Source organism: Fulvimonas yonginensis (assembly GCF_037137055.1).
Taxonomy (GTDB): domain Bacteria; phylum Pseudomonadota; class Gammaproteobacteria; order Xanthomonadales; family Rhodanobacteraceae; genus Frateuria_A; species Frateuria_A yonginensis.
In genome coordinates this window covers 1-16,696 of record NZ_JBBBNY010000009.1, presented here as the reverse complement: position 1 = coordinate 16,696, position 16,696 = coordinate 1, and the positions used below count along the sequence as shown (strand labels likewise).

Annotated in this window: 15 protein-coding genes; 10 read left to right on the top strand and 5 right to left on the bottom strand. The window is 70.9% G+C overall.

Going from position 1 to position 16,696, the window contains the following annotated elements; all coding sequences use genetic code 11:
* Nucleotides 1–812 precede the first annotated feature (812 nt).
* The 5 genes from WAT24_RS12055 to WAT24_RS12035 form a co-directional block, all read right to left on the bottom strand.
* Complete coding sequence (locus tag WAT24_RS12055; protein WP_336808130.1) at nucleotides 813–1,817, bottom strand: class I fructose-bisphosphate aldolase; 1,005 nt, start codon at nucleotides 1,815–1,817, stop codon at nucleotides 813–815.
* A 128-nt stretch (nucleotides 1,818–1,945) separates the two neighbouring features.
* Nucleotides 1,946–2,374, bottom strand: a complete 429-nt coding sequence (locus WAT24_RS12050) for an energy transducer TonB (RefSeq protein ID WP_336808128.1) — start codon at nucleotides 2,372–2,374, stop codon at nucleotides 1,946–1,948.
* A 277-nt stretch (nucleotides 2,375–2,651) separates the two neighbouring features.
* A complete protein-coding gene (pyk, locus tag WAT24_RS12045) occupies nucleotides 2,652–4,124 on the bottom strand; it encodes a pyruvate kinase (protein ID WP_336808127.1) in 1,473 nt (490 codons plus the stop codon).
* A gap of 169 nt (nucleotides 4,125–4,293) precedes the next feature.
* Nucleotides 4,294–5,091, bottom strand: coding sequence for a S1/P1 nuclease (locus tag WAT24_RS12040; protein ID WP_336808126.1), 798 nt, complete (start codon nucleotides 5,089–5,091; stop codon nucleotides 4,294–4,296).
* Nucleotides 5,092–5,138: 47 nt separating this feature from the next.
* Nucleotides 5,139–5,999 carry an MBL fold metallo-hydrolase gene (locus WAT24_RS12035; protein WP_336808125.1) on the bottom strand — a complete coding sequence of 287 codons (861 nt, stop codon included), beginning with the start codon at nucleotides 5,997–5,999 and terminating at the stop codon, nucleotides 5,139–5,141.
* A 233-nt stretch (nucleotides 6,000–6,232) separates the two neighbouring features.
* Here WAT24_RS12035 and gap point away from each other — a divergent pair, with 233 nt between their 5' ends.
* The 10 genes from gap to azu all read left to right on the top strand — a co-directional run bounded on the left by gap (nucleotide 6,233) and on the right by azu (nucleotide 16,562).
* Nucleotides 6,233–7,234, top strand: a complete 1,002-nt coding sequence (gap, locus tag WAT24_RS12030) for a type I glyceraldehyde-3-phosphate dehydrogenase (protein ID WP_336808124.1) — start codon at nucleotides 6,233–6,235, stop codon at nucleotides 7,232–7,234.
* A gap of 472 nt (nucleotides 7,235–7,706) precedes the next feature.
* On the top strand, nucleotides 7,707–9,620 hold the full coding sequence (locus WAT24_RS12025; protein ID WP_336808123.1) for an FTR1 family protein: 1,914 nt from the start codon (nucleotides 7,707–7,709) through the stop codon (nucleotides 9,618–9,620).
* 445 nt (nucleotides 9,621–10,065) lie between these two features.
* Nucleotides 10,066–11,532, top strand: a complete 1,467-nt coding sequence (ccoN, locus tag WAT24_RS12020; protein ID WP_336808122.1) for a cytochrome-c oxidase, cbb3-type subunit I — start codon at nucleotides 10,066–10,068, stop codon at nucleotides 11,530–11,532.
* Nucleotides 11,533–11,646: 114 nt separating this feature from the next.
* Nucleotides 11,647–12,300 carry a cytochrome-c oxidase, cbb3-type subunit II gene (ccoO, locus tag WAT24_RS12015; protein ID WP_336808121.1) on the top strand — a complete coding sequence of 218 codons (654 nt, stop codon included), beginning with the start codon at nucleotides 11,647–11,649 and terminating at the stop codon, nucleotides 12,298–12,300.
* Entirely contained in the window at nucleotides 12,297–12,518 is a 222-nt protein-coding gene (locus tag WAT24_RS12010) for a cbb3-type cytochrome oxidase subunit 3 (RefSeq protein WP_336808119.1), read from the top strand. The genes ccoO and WAT24_RS12010 overlap by 4 nt, the downstream gene beginning before the upstream one ends.
* Entirely contained in the window at nucleotides 12,515–13,432 is a 918-nt protein-coding gene (gene ccoP, locus WAT24_RS12005) for a cytochrome-c oxidase, cbb3-type subunit III (RefSeq protein WP_336808118.1), read from the top strand. The genes WAT24_RS12010 and ccoP overlap by 4 nt, the downstream gene beginning before the upstream one ends.
* 16 nt (nucleotides 13,433–13,448) lie before the next feature.
* On the top strand, nucleotides 13,449–13,685 hold the full coding sequence (locus WAT24_RS12000; protein ID WP_336808117.1) for a hypothetical protein: 237 nt from the start codon (nucleotides 13,449–13,451) through the stop codon (nucleotides 13,683–13,685).
* Nucleotides 13,682–15,910, top strand: coding sequence for a heavy metal translocating P-type ATPase (locus tag WAT24_RS11995; RefSeq protein ID WP_336808116.1), 2,229 nt, complete (start codon nucleotides 13,682–13,684; stop codon nucleotides 15,908–15,910). Before WAT24_RS12000 ends, WAT24_RS11995 begins: the two co-directional genes overlap by 4 nt.
* Nucleotides 15,907–16,113, top strand: a complete 207-nt coding sequence (gene ccoS / locus WAT24_RS11990; RefSeq protein ID WP_336808115.1) for a cbb3-type cytochrome oxidase assembly protein CcoS — start codon at nucleotides 15,907–15,909, stop codon at nucleotides 16,111–16,113. The genes WAT24_RS11995 and ccoS overlap by 4 nt, the downstream gene beginning before the upstream one ends.
* Entirely contained in the window at nucleotides 16,110–16,562 is a 453-nt protein-coding gene (gene azu / locus WAT24_RS11985) for an azurin (RefSeq protein ID WP_336808114.1), read from the top strand. The genes ccoS and azu overlap by 4 nt, the downstream gene beginning before the upstream one ends.
* The last annotated feature ends 134 nt before the right edge of the window (nucleotides 16,563–16,696 follow it).

The window sequence follows — 16,696 nt, the reverse complement described above, 5'->3', positions numbered from 1 at the left end:
CGCCCGTGGCTGGTCTTGCCGTGTTCGCTCACCCATGTGCTTGCTGGTCCCTCTCCGCCGAGCACCGCATGCCTGTAGGAGCGAGTCTTGCTCGCGATGTTTCTTGCTCTTTGTTCGCTTCGCGGAAGGCCTGCCTCGCGGGGGTGTGTCGTTCTTCCGTGGCTCTCCGCGACCGGGCTCGCCTGCGGCGGGCTTCCGCTGGCCTGCCGGCCAGCGGGTCACTTCTCTTCGCGGGCCCAAGAGACGTCACCAAGAGAAATGGCCTGGGGCAACTCGATGAGGAAGAAGAGCTAGGCGCCCGTACGCCTTGCCGGGCGACGCGGTCGCTTCCAGAGGAGCTACTGCGGCGACCCGCGAGCGCTCGATGACCGAGGCGATGGACAGGCTCGCTGCGCATCGCACGCCCTCAGCCTCCACGCGGCAGGGCGCCGCCCTGGCCCCGGTTCCCGAGCGCCCGCGATGTAGCCGCTATAGCCCCTCTAAGAGCCAGGCGCACCTTGCTGGCCGCAACGGCTCCTAGCTTTTGCCTCACCCCGGGCTCACCCAGGCCGTTTCTCCTGGTGACTTCTCTTTGGGCCAGCAAAGAGAAGTCACTCGAGCGCCGGCAGGCGATCGAAAGCCCGCCGCAGGCGAGCCGCGGCAGCGCCACAGAAGAACGGAACGCCCCGCAAGCAAGCCCCCAGCGAAGCACAAGGAAAAAGAGCATCACGAGCAAGCTCGCTCCAACACGATCGCGGGAGCGCGTCACGGCACGCGAAAAAAAAGAAGGGCGCCCGATGGCGCCCCTCTGCCGAAACGGCTCGGCGGTCGGGTCAGCCGTTCCACTGCCCCAGCGCCGCCAGGCCGTTGTCCTTGGCACGCGCGGCGACGGTCTTCTGCGCCTCGGCGTAATTGCCCTTCATGTCCTTGGCCCAGAGCTTGAGCGCGGCCTGCTGCATGGCGCGACCGTAGGAGAAGGACAGCGGCCACGGGTGCGGGCCGATGCGGTTCATGGCGTTGAGGTGCGCGGTGGCCTGCTCGTCGGTCTGGCCGCCGGAGAGGAACACGATGCCCGGCAGCGAAGCGGGCACGGTGCTCTTGAGCACGCGCACGGTGGCCTCGGCGACGTCCTCGACCTGGGCCTGTTCGGCGCAATTCTTGCCCGGGATGACCATGCTGACCTTGAGGATCACGCCCTCCAGCATCACGTTCTGCTCGTACAGCGCATTGAACAGGCTGCGCAGCACCGCCTCGTGGACTTCGTAGCTGACCTCGATGGTGTGGTCGCCGTCCATGATCACTTCCGGCTCGACCATGGGCACCAGACCGGCCTCCTGGCACAGCGCCGCGTAGCGGGCCAGCGCGTGCATGTTCGCCTCGATCGCGGTGGAGCTCGGGTTCTCTTCGGAGATGTTGATCACCGCACGCCACTTGGCGAACTGCGCGCCGAGCTTGACGTACTCGGCCAGGCGCTCGCGCAGGCCGTCCAGGCCCTCGGTGACCACGTCGCCCGGGAAGCCGGCCAGCGGCACCGGACCCTTGTCGACCTTGATGCCGGGGATGATGCCGTTCTTCTTCATCACCTCGGTGAACGGCACGCCGTCGCGGGTCTTCTGGCGGATGGTCTCGTCGTAGAGGATGGCGCCGGAAATGTGCTCGTTCAGGCCCGGTGTGGTGAGCAGCAGCTCGCGGTAGGCGCGGCGGTTCTCCTCAGTGTTCTCGATGCCGACGGCCTCGAAGCGCTTCCTGATCGTGTTGGTCGATTCGTCGATCGCGATGATACCCTTGCCTGGCGCGACCATCGCCAGGGCGATGCTCTCAAGATCTTCAATGCTCATGAACGACTCCGTGCGTACGAGGCGGTGTCACCGCTATGGATGCGGCCGTCCCGGCGGGCCGGCGGCGGTCAAAGCGCGCGATTATAGCCAGATGTGCCGAAGCCGTCGTGACGGCCCGGCCGGGCGCCTCAGCCCTCGTAGCCCGGCAGGTGGCAGGGCGCCATCACCTTCTGCTGCCCGGCCTTGTCGTCCGGCGCGTTGAATGGCACCACGTAGTAGGTGGCCACCGGGTCGCTGTTGCGGTTGGCGAGCGCGGGGCCATAGCGGAAGTTGGACACCGCGCTCAGCGCCACCTTGCCGAAGTCGGCGTTGGGTACCGCCTTCTCCACCTTCAGGTTACGCGGCACGCCGTCGGAGCCGATCATGTAGCTGACCGCGGCGCAGCCGGGCTCGTTGATGCGCGCGCTGTTGGGAATGTCGATGTCGACCTTCTGGTTGAGCAGGATCCAGTAGTCGTACAGATGCTGCGGATCGACCCGCTGGAGCGATTGCGCCGCCACCGGCAAGCCGGCGGCCAGCAGGGTCGCGAACGCGAGGCGGCGGACGGTCGGTTTCATGGCAACCTCCTGGACGTGGGGCCGCAGTGTAGCGCCGTGGGGACCGGGCGGCCCGTGATGCTCCCACACCCCTGGGCCGTGCCGCGCCGATGGCAGGCGGTCGTCCCGAGCAGAAGCGTCCGGTGGACCCGCCCTGAGCACCAACGCTGCAGGACCGGGCTTGCTCGCGATGCTCTTGGCTCTTGGCGCCCCGCAGTGAAGAAAAAGCATCGCGTGCAAGCTCGCTCCTACCTGGGCGCTGGTGGCCACCCTTCCATGCCGCACCGGCAACGGCGCGCTACAGGTCGCGCAGGCTCTCCACGATGCCCTCGGCGCCCACCAGCAGCAGCTTGAGCGTGTTGGTGCCGCCGCCAGCGCCGACACGGTCCCCCTGGGTGAGCACCACGCGGTCGCCTTCGGCCAGCTTGCCCAGCGCGAACAGCTGGCGCACCGCCTCGCGCGCGTTGGCGGCGCTGCTCTGGCTGACCTCGTTGAAGGCCACCGGCTGCACGTCGCGCAGCAGCAGCATGCGCCGGCGCGCATCGGCACTGGGCGAGAGCGCGAAGATCGGCACCGCGCTGCGGTAGCGCGAAAGCCACTGCGCGGTGGCGCCCGACTCGGTCAGCGCGATCAGCGCCCGCACGCCGAGCTGGCCGGCCAGCACCATCGCGGCCAGCGCGATCGCCTGGTCGGCGCGGTCGAGCCGGTGCGCGATGCCGTTGAGCTCCTCCTTCGGCTCGAACTGCCGTTCGGCGCCCAGGCAGATGCGGCGCATGGCCGCCACGGCGATGTCCGGGTGCGCGCCGGCGGCGGTCTCCTGCGACAGCATCACCGCGTCGGTGCCGTCGATCACCGCGTTGGCGACGTCGAGCACCTCGGCGCGGGTCGGGATCGGCGCGGTCACCATCGACTGCAGCATCTGCGTGGCGGTGATCACGGCGCGGTTGCGCGCCACCGCCTCGCGAATGATCTTCTTCTGCAGGCCGGGCAGCTCGGCGTCGCCGATCTCCACGCCCAGGTCGCCGCGCGCGACCATCACCGCGTCGGAGGCGTCGATGATCTCGCCCAGCACCGCAATGGCGTCGGCGCGCTCGATCTTGGCGACCAGCGCGGCGTGACCGTCGGCCTCGCGCAGCAGCCGGCGCGCCTGCTCCATGTCCTGCGCCGAGCGCACGAACGACACCGCCAGGAAGTCGGCACCGATTTCCGCGGCCAGCTTGATGTCGGCGCGGTCCTTGTCCGACAGCGCCGCGACCGAGAGCCCACCACCCTGGCGGTTGAGCCCCTTGCGGTCGGACAGCCGCCCGCCGATCAGCACCTCGCAGCGCACCTGCGCACCCTCGACCGCGAGCACGCGCAACGCGACCAGTCCGTCGTCCAGCAGCAGCACGTCGCCGGCCGCCACGTCGTTCGGCAGCTCGTGGTAGCTCACGCCCACGCGCGTGGCGTCGCCGGGCGGCGCGCCGGGGGCGCAATCGAGCACGAACGGATCGCCCGGCTGCAGCTCCACCGGCCCGTTGGCGAACTTCTCGATGCGGATCTTGGGGCCCTGCAGGTCGGCCAGGATGCCGACCTCGCGTCCGGCGGCCTCCGCCGCGGCACGGACGGCCATGGCCCGCGCGCGATGGTCCTGCGGCTGGCCATGGGAGAGGTTGAGGCGGACCACGTCCACGCCTTCGGCGATGAGGCGTTCGAGCATGCCCGGCGCATCGGTGGCCGGGCCCAGGGTGGCGACGATCTTGGTACGGCGCAGGGGTTGTTCGGCGTTCATCCCACGAGGCTAGCAGATGCCGGTGACGGCGCGGTCGGGGTGCAATCGTATGCAGTGTGACGGGGCGCAACCGCCCGGCCCCGGCCTTCTCGGGCCACGGCGCCGGCGCGCGAGCCGGCGGCGTGCGACGGGAGGCGCGCAGCGCAGCGCAACCGGGTCGTTCGCCGGATCAGTCGAGCGTGCGCTCGAGCAGCTCGGCGAGGCGCCGGCCGGCCTCGCGCAGACGTTGCTCCTCCAGCGGCCTCCAGCGCGCCACGTAGGCGTCGCCGAGGGTGCGGGCCGGGGGGTAGATGTCGCGGGTCGCCCGGCAGGATGCTTCCGCCCAGGCGGCGTACGACGCGGCTGCGGCTGGCGGCAGCGCGACCGGTCCGCGCGCGTCGAGCTGCCGCGCGTAGTCCTGCCAGGCCAGCCTGCGCGTACCCAGCAGGCCCGAGTCCCACACCTTGTGCAGGTTGCTGCCGTGGCCCTCGAATCGCACCTGGTAGAGGTTGCCGCCCTTGTCGTCGCGGTAGCCGGCATGCAGCGGCTGGTGGATGTCGCCGACGAAGTGCACCACGAACTTCAGCGCCTGGAGCCGACGCGCGTCGCTCTGCCGGCGGTCGCCGAGCACGGCCACGTAATGGGCGAGGCCGGCGACCACGCAGCGTCCGTCGGGGCAGTCGCGCGGCGGCTGGTAATCGCAGCTGCGGTCGTGGAAGTTGACGTAGTGCAGCGCGCGGGTGGCGTGCCACAAGCGCTGCTGCGAGGGATCGTCCTGCAGCTCGTCGGCCCAGGTGGCGACGTCCGCCAGTCGGCGGGTGTGTTCCGGCGCCAGCAGCCGCTCGACCTGCGCCTCGGCTGCCGGGCTGAGATGGCGCTGCGCCAGCTCGGCCACGATGCGGTGGCCGTCCGGCCCCCAGGCATGCGCCTCGGGAACCCGCAGCAGGGCGAGCAGCAGGCAGGCGACGGAGCGGAACGGCAGGGTCATCGCGACACACGCTGGCGAAAGGCCGGCGAGTGTGCCACAGCCTGTCCTCACGCCTCCCGCAGCGGCAGCTTGAAGTAGCGCACGCCGTTGGCTTCGGGCGGCGGCAGGCGCCCGCCGCGGATGTTCGCCTGCAGCGCCGGCCAGAGCAGGCGCGGCGCCGGCAGGCCGGCGTCGCGCTGGCGGCGCGCGGTGACGAACGCGGCCTCCTCGACGCCCTCGCGGATATGGATGTTGTCCCTGCGCTGCTCGTCCAGCGGCACCTCGGCCCGTGGCGCCTGCCCCGACGGCGGGTAGTCGTGGGCGAGGAACATCCGCCGGGCCGGCAGCCCGTAGAGTCGCCACACGGAACGGAACAGCGCCTGCGCATCGCCGCCCGGGAAGTCGCAGCGTGCCGCACCGGCGGCCGGGGAAAACAGCGTGTCGCCGACGAACACCGCGTCGCCGACAAGGTAGCTCACGCTCTCGGGGGTGTGGCCGGGCGTGGCGATCACCCGGATCGCGAGGCGGCCCAGCGGCAGCACGTCACCGTCGTGCAGCAGGCGGTCGAAGGCGCGGCCGTCCAGGTAGGGCTCGTCCGGCGCCAGCCCCAGTCGCGACCGGAAGGTCGCCTGCACGTCCACGATGCCGGCGCCGATGGCCGTTTGCGCGCCGGTGCGCTCCCGCAGCCAGGCGGCGGCCGAAAGGTGGTCGGCGTGGGCATGCGTCTCGAGCAGCCAGCGCAGCGTCGCCCCTTCGTTCGCGGCCGCGGCCAGCAACGTCGCCGCGCTGGCATGGCCTACCTCGCCGCTGGCCGAGTCGAAATCCAGCACCGGGTCGATGATCGCCGCCTCGCCGCTGGCCGGGTCGCGCACCAGGTAGGACCAGGTCGAGGTCGCCGCATGGAAGAACGGCGTGATCTTTGCCTGCATGGCCTTGCCTCCCTCGTCGCGGGACGCCCTGCCGCCACAAGTAGTACGCGCCTCGGCGCGGCGCAAGCGACCGCGGCGTCGTGCCGCGTCGATACCTGCCCAGGCAGCCTGTCTGCGGCGCAAGCGGGCGGGACGTTGTACGGCGTCGTGACCCCTTTCGGCGCTAAAATGGGCGTTTCGGCGACTACGCGTCGCCCCGCCGTTTCATCGAAACCTCAAGAGGACGCTTGCCCATGGCCATCAAGGTCGCCATCAACGGCTTCGGCCGCATCGGCCGCAATGTGCTGCGCGCCGCCGTGCAGAACTTCGCGCAGGACATCGAGATCGTCGCGATCAACGACCTGCTGGAGCCGGACTACCTGGCCTACATGCTGCGCTACGACTCGGTGCACGGCCGCTTCAAGGGCGAGGTCGCCGTGGAGAGCGGGCACCTGGTCGTCAACGGCAAGCGCATCCGCCTGAGCCAGGAGCGCGACCCGGCCAACCTGAAGTGGGACGAGGTGGGCGCCGAGGTGGTGATCGAGTCCACCGGGCTGTTCCTGACCAAGGAGACCTGCCAGAAGCACATCGACGCGGGTGCGAAGAAGGTGATCCAGTCGGCCCCGTCGAAGGACGACACGCCGATGTTCGTCTACGGCGTGAACCACGAAAAGTATGCCGGCGAGGCGATCATCTCCAACGCCTCGTGCACCACCAACTGCCTGGCGCCGCTGGCCAAGGTGCTCAACGACAAGTGGGGCATCAAGCGCGGCCTGATGACCACCGTGCACGCCGCCACCGCCACGCAGAAGACCGTGGACGGACCGAGCAACAAGGACTGGCGCGGCGGCCGCGGCATCCTGGAGAACATCATCCCGTCCTCCACCGGCGCGGCCAAGGCCGTCGGCGTGGTGATCCCCGAGCTCAACAAGAAGCTCACCGGCATGTCCTTCCGCGTGCCGACCTCGGATGTGTCGGTGGTCGACCTCACCGCCGAGCTGGAGCGGCCGGCCAGCTACGCCGAGATCTGCGCCGAGATGAAGGCGCAGTCCGAGGGCGCGCTCAAGGGCATCCTGGGCTACACCGAGGAGAAGGTAGTCGCCACCGACTTCCGCGGCGACGCGCGCACCTCGATCTTCGACGCCGACGCCGGCATCGCGCTCGACCCCACCTTCGTCAAGCTGGTCAGCTGGTACGACAACGAGTGGGGCTACTCCAACAAGTGCCTGGAAATGGTGCGGGTGGTCGCGAAGTAGGGCGGCGCCAGGCCGTATCGACCAAGACACGGAAGGCCGGGCCCCGCCATGGGCCCGGCCTTTTTTCACGGGTGCGTGCCGAGGCTCCGGAAGGCGCCCGCCCCCCGCCAGCAGAGAAGCACTCGGCCGGAGCCGCCCACCAGCGACTGGCTCGCGGTGCAGCGGCAGCAGGAACGACCACCCCACCCGGCAACGCCCGAGGGCACCCGGCTCTTATTTCCCATCGGGTGGCGCCAGGCCATGGCTCTGGTCACTTCTCCTTGCGCCAGCAAGGACAAGTGACCCGCCGGCGGCCAGCGGGAGCCGCAGGCGAGCCCGATCGCGGAGAACTCGCAACAAAGCGGAAGCGAAGGACGGCCGGCCTGAGTGCACACCCGTCCTCCCGGTGTCCTGCCCCTGCGCTTCGTTTGCGGCCTATACTTGGCTAATGATAGGCATTCTCAACAAACCGGCAGGATGGCTGGCGGCCGCCGTGCTCGCCCTCGGCCTTCCCCTCCACGCCCAGCCGCTTCCTTCGCGTAGCGACAGCCCGTCCGAGGCACCGGCACCGGCCACGGTCAGCCAGACCTGGCAGATGCTGGACTACCTGGCGACCGACTACGCCGGCGCCGTCCGCGACGGCCAGGTGAGCAGTGCCTCCGAATACGCCGAGATGCGCGAGTTCGCCGGCACCGTGCAGCGCCGCCTGGCGCAACTGCCGCCGCGACCCGCATCGGCCGAGCTGCAGACGCAGGCCGCGCGGCTGGTGCAGCTGATCGAGGCCAGGGCGGGCACGCGCGAGGTGGCGGCGCAGGCGCATGCGCTGGCCGACGGCCTGCTTGCCGCCTACCCCGTCCCCACCGCACCGGCGCACGCACCCGACCTCGCCCGCGGCGCCGCGCTGTACGGGCAGACCTGCGCCGCCTGCCACGGCGCCGGCGGCGAGGGCAACGGCCCGGCTGCCGCCGCGCTCGATCCGCCGCCGATCGATTTCACCGACCGCGCGCGTGCCGACCAGCGCAGCACGCTCTCGCTGTTCGAGGCGATCAGCCAGGGAGTCCAGGGCACGGCCATGGCCGGCTATGCCGGCCAGTTGCCGGTGGACGACCGCTGGTCGCTGGCCTACTACGTGGGCTCGTTGGCCTATGCCGGGGAGGCGGCCGAAGGGGCGCAGGCCTGGAAGCGCGACGCCCCGGCGCGCGCCCGGCTGGCCAACCTCGACGACCTCTCGCGCGCCCGCGTGGCGCAGCTCGCGCCCGCCCTGGGCGAGCGCGAGGCGCGCGCGATCCTGGGCTACCTGCGCGCGCATCCGCAGGCGCTGCCGCAATCCGCCGGCGGCCTCGTCCTGGCACGCGAGAAGCTGGCCGCGAGCCTGGCCGCGTGGCAGCGCGGCGAACGCGACGAGGCGCAACGGCTGGCGTTGTCCGCCTACCTCGACGGCGTGGAGCCGGTCGAGCCGCAGCTGGACGCGCGCGACGGTCCCCTGCGCGCGCAACTGGAGACGGCGATGGGCGCCTACCGCAGCGCGGTCGGCGGCGGCGCGGCCGGTGCCGACGTGCTGGCCCGGCAGCAGGCCGCCGACGCCTTGCTGCAGCGCGCCCAGGCCACCCTGGCCGGCGGCTCCGCGGACGCCGCCTCGGCCTTCGTCGGCGCCTGGACCATCCTGGTGCGCGAGGGCCTGGAGGCGCTGCTGGTGGTGGTCGCGCTGCTGGCCTTCCTGCGCAAGGCCGAGCGCCCCGCCATGCTGCGCTACGTGCACGCGGGCTGGACCCTGGCCCTGCTGGCCGGCTTCGCCACCTGGGCGGTGGCGAGCTATGCGGTGGCGATCAGCGGCGCCGGCCGCGAGCTGACCGAGGGACTCTCCTCGCTGTTCGCCGCCGCGGTATTGCTGTGCGTCGGCCTGTGGATGCACCGCAAGAGCGTGGGCGGCCGCTGGCAGGCCTACCTCAAGGCGAAGATGGCGGCGACGCTGGACCGCTCCGCGTGGTTCCTGTTCGGCCTGGCCTTCCTGTCGGTCTACCGCGAGGTGTTCGAGACCATCCTGTTCTACGTGGCCATGTGGAACGAGGGGCCCCGCACCTGGCTGCTCGGCGGCATCGCCGTCGGCGCGCTGACGCTCGCCGTGCTGGCCTGGGTGCTGCTGCGTACCAGCCGGCGGCTGCCGCTGGGCAAGTTCTTCTCGGCCAGTTCGGTGCTGATCGCGCTGCTCGCGGTGGTGCTCACCGGCAAGGGCATCGCCGCGCTGCAGGAGGCCGGCTGGATCGGCGTGCACGTCGCGCCGCTGCCGCGGATCGAGCTGCTGGGCATCTACCCGACCTGGCAGTCGGTCCTGGCGCAGGCGGTGGTGGCGCTGGTGCTCGCGACGGGCTATGCGCTGAACCTGCGTCGCACGCCGCAGCAGGGATAGGCATGCTCGCCCTCTCCCCTTTGGGAGAGAGCCCATCGCATCTGGCGTGAGGACGGGCGCCACGGCTGCGGCGCGCCGTCCCGGCTGCCGGCCCTGCGCCGCCGAGGCCGGCGTCGTGATCGCGGGCATTCGCGCGCCGTTCGGCATGGGCGCCGGGGAGCCGACCTGGCCGAGGGGAATGTCCAGCTCAGGCAGATCGGGCCCACGGGGACTCCTCGAGTCAAGCGATTGCAATGCCTCGCCGGCCGCTGGCGCACGGCGGCCCGCGACCATCGCGCCGCCCCGCATCCCATGCGGTACCGGCTTCCGATCCAGGTAGCCGGCGCGATGCTGCGACAACCGGCCACACTCTCGAAGCGGCGGTTCGCCGCAGCGGGTTGATCCAGGTCAAGCGGGCCGGAGCACGGCGTCCGGAGAATACGCGCAGGCTTTCCTGGACTCCCCCATGCCGAACACCGAGTACTACAACGACAGGGTCGTGCGTCAGTTCCTGCTGGCCGCGGCCGTGTGGGGCATCGTCGGCATGGGCGTCGGCGTGCTCGCCGCCGCGCAGCTGGCGTGGCCCCTGTTCAACTTCGACACGGCCTGGCTGACCTTCAGCCGGATCCGCCCCGACCACACCTTCGGCGTGATCTTCGCCTTCGGCGGCTCGGCGCTGATGGGTACCTGCTACTACGTGGTGCAGCGCACCGGCCACGCGCGGCTGGCGTTCCCCGGGCTGGCGGAGTTCACCTTCTGGGGCTGGCAGCTGATCTGCGTGCTGGCGATGGTGACCATGCCGCTGGGCATCACCCAGAGCAAGGAATACGCCGAGCCCGAATGGTGGATCGACGTACTCATCGCCGTGGTGTGGGTGGCGTTCGGGATCGTTTTCTTCGGCTCGCTGGCGCGCCGGCGCATCCGCCACATCTACGTGGCGAACTGGTACTACGGCGCCTTCATCATCGCCGTGGGCCTGCTGCACATCGTCAACAACCTGGCGATCCCCGTCTCGATGTGGAAGTCCTACCCGATCTACTCGGGCGTGGTCGACGCGATGGTGCAGTGGTGGTACGGCCACAACGCGGTGGCGTTCTTCCTGACCGCCGGTTTCCTCGGGATGATGTACTACTTCGTGCCGCGCCAGGCGCAGCAGCCCCTGTGGAGCTACCGCTTCTCGATCGTGAACTTCTGGGCGCTGATCTCGGTGTACATGTGGGCCGGCTCGCACCACCTGATGTACACCGCCCTGCCGGACTGGGTGCAGTCGGTCGGCATGGCCTTCTCGCTGGTGCTGCTGATGCCGAGCTGGGGCTCGGCGGCGAACGGCCTGATGACCTTCAACGGCTCCTGGCCAAGGCTCAAGACCGATCCTGCCGCCAAGTTCATGGTGCTGGCGCTGGTGTTCTACGCCGGATCGACCTTCGAAGGCTCGATGATGGCGGTCAAGACCGTCAACTCGCTCTCGCACTACACCGACTGGACCGTCGCCCACGTGCACAATGGCGCCCTGGGCTGGGTCGCGATGATCACCATCGGTTCGCTCTACGCGATGGCACCGCGCGCGCTCGGCCGTCCCGCGATGTACTCGCGCAGGCTGATGGAGTGGCACTTCTGGCTGCACGTGTTCGGCGTGGTGCTGTACGTCGGCTCGATGTGGGTCGCCGGCGTCACCGAGGGCGTGATGTGGCGCGCCACCTTGCCCGACGGTTCGCTGAAGTATCCGTTCATCGACAGCCTGCTGGCGATCCAGCCGGCGTACTGGACGCGCTGGGTCGCCGGCGTGGTGATCTTGAGCGGCATGGTGCTGATGGCGTGGAACCTCTGGCGCACCGCCGAGGATGCCCGCGCGCGGTTGATCAAGCCGATTCCCGTGCCGGTTCCCGAGCCCGACCCGCACCAGGTCCCGCAACCGCTGCCGGGGCTTGCCTGATGCGCTCGTCCGTGATCGCCGCTTCGAACCGGCTCCCGCAACGGAAAGGCCGTTCGACCCTGCAAGCCCGACCGCGGCCATCCATGGCCGCACTCCTCAAGTAGAGCGAAAACCGTGGCATACAAGCATTTCGAGGCGATCGAGAAACATGCCGGCCTGCTCGGCATGCTGATCGCCATCATGGTCTCCATCGGCGGCCTGGCCGAGATCACACCGCTGTTCATGGAAGCGCACGCGGTGAAGGCGCCGCTGGGCGTCAGGCCCTACGATCCGCTGCGCCTGGCCGGCAAGGACATCTACGTGCGCGAGGGTTGCTACCTCTGCCACTCGCAGATGATCCGCGCGCTGCGCGCCGAGACCCAGCGCTACGGCCACTTCTCCACGGCGGAGGAATCGGTCTACGACCGTCCGTTCCAATGGGGCTCCAAGCGCACCGGGCCGGACCTGGCGCGCGTGGGCGGCAAGTATTCGGACCAGTGGCAGCGCCTGCACCTGGAGAACCCGCGCCAGGTGGTGCCTCAGTCGAACATGCCGGCCTACCCGTGGCTGGAGCGCGCCACGCTCGACATCGGAGACATCCAGGCGCGCATGCGCACCTTGCGCAAGCTGGGCGATCCCTATACCGACACCGACATCGCCGGCGCCAGGCAGGCGCTGGCCGGCAAGACCGAGATGGACGCGCTGATCGCCTACCTGCAGGGCCTGGGCATACGGAACGAGCCAGTCGGCCAGGTGCCGGTACCGGCCGGGCACGGGGGTGCGCCGTGAACCATCCGATGATGGACCCGTTCTGGGGCCACCTCAGCGGCGCGGTCACCGTGGTGCTGATGGCGGTGTTCATCGGCATCTGGATCTGGGCCTGGCGCAAGCGCCACCGCGCCACCTTCAGGCGCATGAGCGAGCTTCCGATGGAAGACAAGCCCGAGGGCCCGGACACGGGCATTCCGGGCGAAGACGAGAACGACAGCAAAGGCAGGCAGCCGTGAGCGCGGGTTGGTCGTTGTGGGTGATGTTCCTGATCGTGCTGAACATGGGCATCACGTTTTTCCTGTTCCTGTGGGGCCCGCGGGTGAAGATCCCGACGCTGCCCGACCAGACCACCGGCCACGTGTGGGCGCACGGCACCATCCGCGAGGCGGTACGCAAGCTGCCTTTGTGGTGGCTGCTGCTCTCCGGCGCGATGTTCGTGATCGGCGCGATCTACCTGGTGCTCTACCCGGGCTTCGGCAACCACCAGGGTGCGCTCGGCTGGACCGCGCACGGCGAGCTGGCGAAGGCCGAGGCGGCCAACAACGCCAGGCTGGACGAACTGGTGCTGCGCTTCCGCGAATACCCGATCGAGCAGCTGGCCGACGACCCGGCCGCGCAGCAGATGGGCGCGCGCCTGTTCGTCGACAACTGTGCCGCCTGCCACGGCCGCGGCGGCTACGGAAACGTCAAGCTCGGCGCGCCCAGCCTGATCGACGACGACTGGCTCTACGGCGGCAGCGGCAAGGACATCCTGGCCTCCATCCACGACGGCCGCAGCGGCCTGATGCCGCCGTGGGCCAGCCTGGGCGAGGACAACGTGAAGAACCTCGCCAGCTACGTGCTGAGCCTGTCCGGCTCGCCGCACGACGCGGCGCGTGCCGCGGCGGGCAAGCCGCTGTTCGCCACCTGCGCGGCGTGCCACGGCGAGCAGGGCAAGGGCAATCCGGCGCTGGGCGCACCCAACCTGACCGACCGCATCTGGCTGCACGGCGGCAGGTACGAGGACATCGTGCGCACCATCGGCGGCGGCCGCCAGGGCCACATGCCGGCCTGGAACACGCGCCTGAGCGAAGACCAGATCCGCGTGCTGGCCGCCTACGTCTACCACCTCTCACACCAAGGCGATGCGGCAACCCGGACGACCCTCTGAGCCGTCGGCCGCCACGGTGGCCGACGCCTGGTACCGCCAGCCCGTGCTGTGGCTCGGCGCGGCGATCCTGGCCGCCTCGCTGGCCGGCTGCGTGTGGACGGTCGTGCTCGGCTCGCGCCATGCCGACCTGCCGCTCGACGGGGCCCGCCCGCACACGCTGCTGGACATGCCCGTGCATGCCGCGGACCGGGGCGCGGCTGCGCGCGCGCCCCGGCCTGCCACGCCGCACACCGTGCCGGAGCACATGCCGTGAACGCCCTGGGCGCCCACGCCGCCTGGCTGCACCCGCGCCTGGCGGCGCAGGTGATCCGTGCCCGCCGCGATGGCCGGGCGGAGATCGCCCTGCGCGTGGGAGGACTGGCCGATCCGCGCCAGGTGCTGCGCCTGGACGAGCGCCTGCATGCTCTGCCCGGCGTGACTCGCGTGGCGGTCGATGCCCGCGCGCAGCGTGCGCGCGTGGTGTGGGACCCCGAACGCCTCGCCCTGCCGCAATTGCTCGACGCCTTCGCCGCCGTCGGTTGCGCGGTGCGCCCGCTGCGCCGTGAGCAGGTCGAGGATGCCCGCAGCGGCGAGGCGACCGATGCGCTCAAGCGCCTGCTGGTCGCCGGCATGTGCGCGATGCAGGTGATGACCTATGCCTTCGTGATGTACATCGGCGTGGTCGATTTCGTCGACTTCACCACGCGCGGACTGTTCCGCTGGCTCAGCCTGCTCACCACCGCGCCGGTGGTCGCCTACTCGGCGCAGCCCTTCCTCGTCGGCGCCTGGCGCGAGCTGCGTGCGTGCCGGCCCGGCGTCGCCCTGACCGTGGCGCTGGCCGTGCTGCTGACCTTCGGCGCCAGCACGTGGGACACCGTCCGCAGCCACGGCGAGGTCTACTTCGATTCGGTCGCCATGTTCGTGTTCCTGCTGCTGGCGGCGCGCCACGTCGAGCTGTGCGCGCGCCACGCCAGTGGTGCGCTGGGCGAAGCCGCGCGGGACGCCACGCCCCTGCTGGCCGAGCGCCGGCGCGCCGACGGCAGCCTGGAAACCGTGCCGGCGCTGGAACTGCTGCCAGGCGACCGCGTGCGCGTCGCCGAGGGCGGCACCGTACCGGCCGACGGGGTGCTGGAGAGCGTCGAGGCCGAACTGGACGAAGCGCTGCTGTCGGGCGAATCGCGCCCGTGCCGGCGCCGCCGCGGGGACCGGCTGGTCGCCGGCAGCGTCGTGCTCGGCGTAGCGGCGGAACTGCGCGTGGAACACAGCGGCGAGCACACCGCGGCGGCGCGTCTGGGCCGCCTGGCCGGGCGCGCACGCCTGGCGCGCGCCTCCGACCGGAGCGGCGACCGCGAGGCCACCCGCTTCGTGCTGCGTGTGCTGGCGCTCACCGCGTCGACGGCGCTGGCCTGGCTCTGGCTGGACCCGGCCCGCGCGTTCGATGCCGCACTCGCGGTGCTGGTGGTGGCCTGTCCCTGCGCGTTCGCACTGACCCGCCCGGCCGCGCTCACCCGGGCGCTTGCCGTGCTCGCCGGACACGGGGTGCTGGTGGCGGAGCCCGGCGCGCTCGACGCGCTGGCCCGCGTCGACTACGCCCTGTTCGACAAGACCGGCACGCTGACCGTGCCGCGGCTGGATCCCGAGGCGGTCGAGCCGTTGCGCGAAGGTCTGGGGGCCGACGCCGCCCTGCGCCTGGCTGCCGCGCTGGCGCGGGAAAGCACGCACCCGCTCGCCGCCGCACTGGCCGCCGCCTGGAGCGGCGAGACGCCGCCGGTGCACGCGCCGCGCATCGCCGCGGGAGCCGGCATCTGCGGCGACGTGGGCGGACAGGCGCTGCGCCTGGGTCACCCCGACTTCGCGCTGGCCGCCTGCAACGGTGCGGTGCCGGCCAGCGTCGCCGCCACGCTGCTGTTGGCCGATGGCCGTGGGCCCGTCGCAGCCTTTCATCTGGACGAAGCGCCACGCGCCGAGGCAGGCGCCACGCTGCGGGCACTGCGCGACGATGGCGTCGACACCGTACTCGCCAGCGGCGACACGCATGCGCGGGTGGCGGCGACGGCGCATGCGCTGGGCATCACGCACTGGGTCGGCCGGCGATCGCCGCAGGACAAGCTCGCCTTGCTGCAGGCCGCACGTGCGCAGGGCCACCTGACGCTCGCCGTCGGCGACGGCAGCAACGACGCCCCGGCATTGGCCGGCGCGGACGTCTCCGCCGCCCTCGCCACCGGCACGGACCTGGCCCAGGCGCACGCCGACCTGCTGCTGACCCGCGGCCTGGACGGCCTCTGGCAGGCCCGCGCGGTGGCCCGCCGTTTCGCCCGGGTGGTGGCGCAAGGCCGGCGCTGGTCGCTCGGCTACAACCTGCTGGCGATTCCTCTCGCCGCCGCCGGCCTGGTGCCGCCGTGGCTGGCGGCCATCGGCATGTCGGCCAGCTCGCTCGCGGTGGTGCTCAACGCCCTGCGCGTGGGGCGCCCCGGCGGCGCCCCGGCGCTGCGCGCATGAACATCCTGCTGGTGCTGATCCCGGTGACCGGGCTGGTGGTGCTGATCGGCGTGGCGCTGTTCTTCTGGGCCGCCAACCACCAGCAGTTCGACGACCTCGATAGCCCCGCGGTGCTGCCGCTGATGGAGGCCGACCCGAGGCCCGGATCGGCCGACGCCACGCCCACCACAGCTTCCCCCGAGAAACGAGGAAACACCCGATGAAACGACGCCTGTTGGCCTTCGCCCTGCTTGCCCTGGCCGCCGCGCCGAGCTGGGCCGCGTCCGGCTGCTCGACCACCGTCGAGGGCAACGATGCCATGCAGTTCAACCAGAAGCAGATCACGGTGCCCGCCACCTGCAAGCAGTTCACCGTGACGCTCGAGCACGTGGGCAAGCTGCCCAGGGCGGCGATGGGCCACAACCTCGTGATCGCCGCCGCGGCGGACGAGCAGGGCGTGCTCGGCGACGGCTCCAAGGCCGGCCTGGACAACGACTATGTCCAGCCGGGCGACACCCGCATCATCGCGCACACCCGCATCCTCGGCGGTGGCGAAACCGATTCGACCACCTTCGGGACCGCCGCCCTGAAACCGGGCCAGGACTACAGCTTCTTCTGCTCCTTCCCGGGCCATGCCGCCCTGATGAAGGGCACGGTCAGCCTGGCCAAGTAAAATGGTGGGGGGGGGGGGGGGGGGGGGGGGGGGGGGGAGGGGGGGGAGGGGAGGGGAGGAAAACCCAAAAAAAAAAAAAAGAAAAAACCACCGGGGGGGGTTCCTGAAAAGGAAAAGAAGAGAACCCGCGATGG

What these genes read in the sequence shown, in the direction of transcription:
- WAT24_RS12055 (WP_336808130.1), bottom strand. Translation starts at nt 1,817, where the DNA reads ATGAGCATTGAAGATCTTGAGAGCATCGCCCTGGCGATGGTCGCGCCA.
- gap (WP_336808124.1), top strand. Translation starts at nt 6,233, where the DNA reads ATGGCCATCAAGGTCGCCATCAACGGCTTCGGCCGCATCGGCCGCAAT.
- WAT24_RS12050 (WP_336808128.1), bottom strand. Translation starts at nt 2,374, where the DNA reads ATGAAACCGACCGTCCGCCGCCTCGCGTTCGCGACCCTGCTGGCCGCC.
- WAT24_RS12040 (WP_336808126.1), bottom strand. Translation starts at nt 5,091, where the DNA reads ATGACCCTGCCGTTCCGCTCCGTCGCCTGCCTGCTGCTCGCCCTGCTG.
- ccoN (WP_336808122.1), top strand. Translation starts at nt 10,066, where the DNA reads ATGCCGAACACCGAGTACTACAACGACAGGGTCGTGCGTCAGTTCCTG.
- ccoS (WP_336808115.1), top strand. Translation starts at nt 15,907, where the DNA reads ATGAACATCCTGCTGGTGCTGATCCCGGTGACCGGGCTGGTGGTGCTG.
- azu (WP_336808114.1), top strand. Translation starts at nt 16,110, where the DNA reads ATGAAACGACGCCTGTTGGCCTTCGCCCTGCTTGCCCTGGCCGCCGCG.
- WAT24_RS12035 (WP_336808125.1), bottom strand. Translation starts at nt 5,999, where the DNA reads ATGCAGGCAAAGATCACGCCGTTCTTCCATGCGGCGACCTCGACCTGG.
- pyk (WP_336808127.1), bottom strand. Translation starts at nt 4,124, where the DNA reads ATGAACGCCGAACAACCCCTGCGCCGTACCAAGATCGTCGCCACCCTG.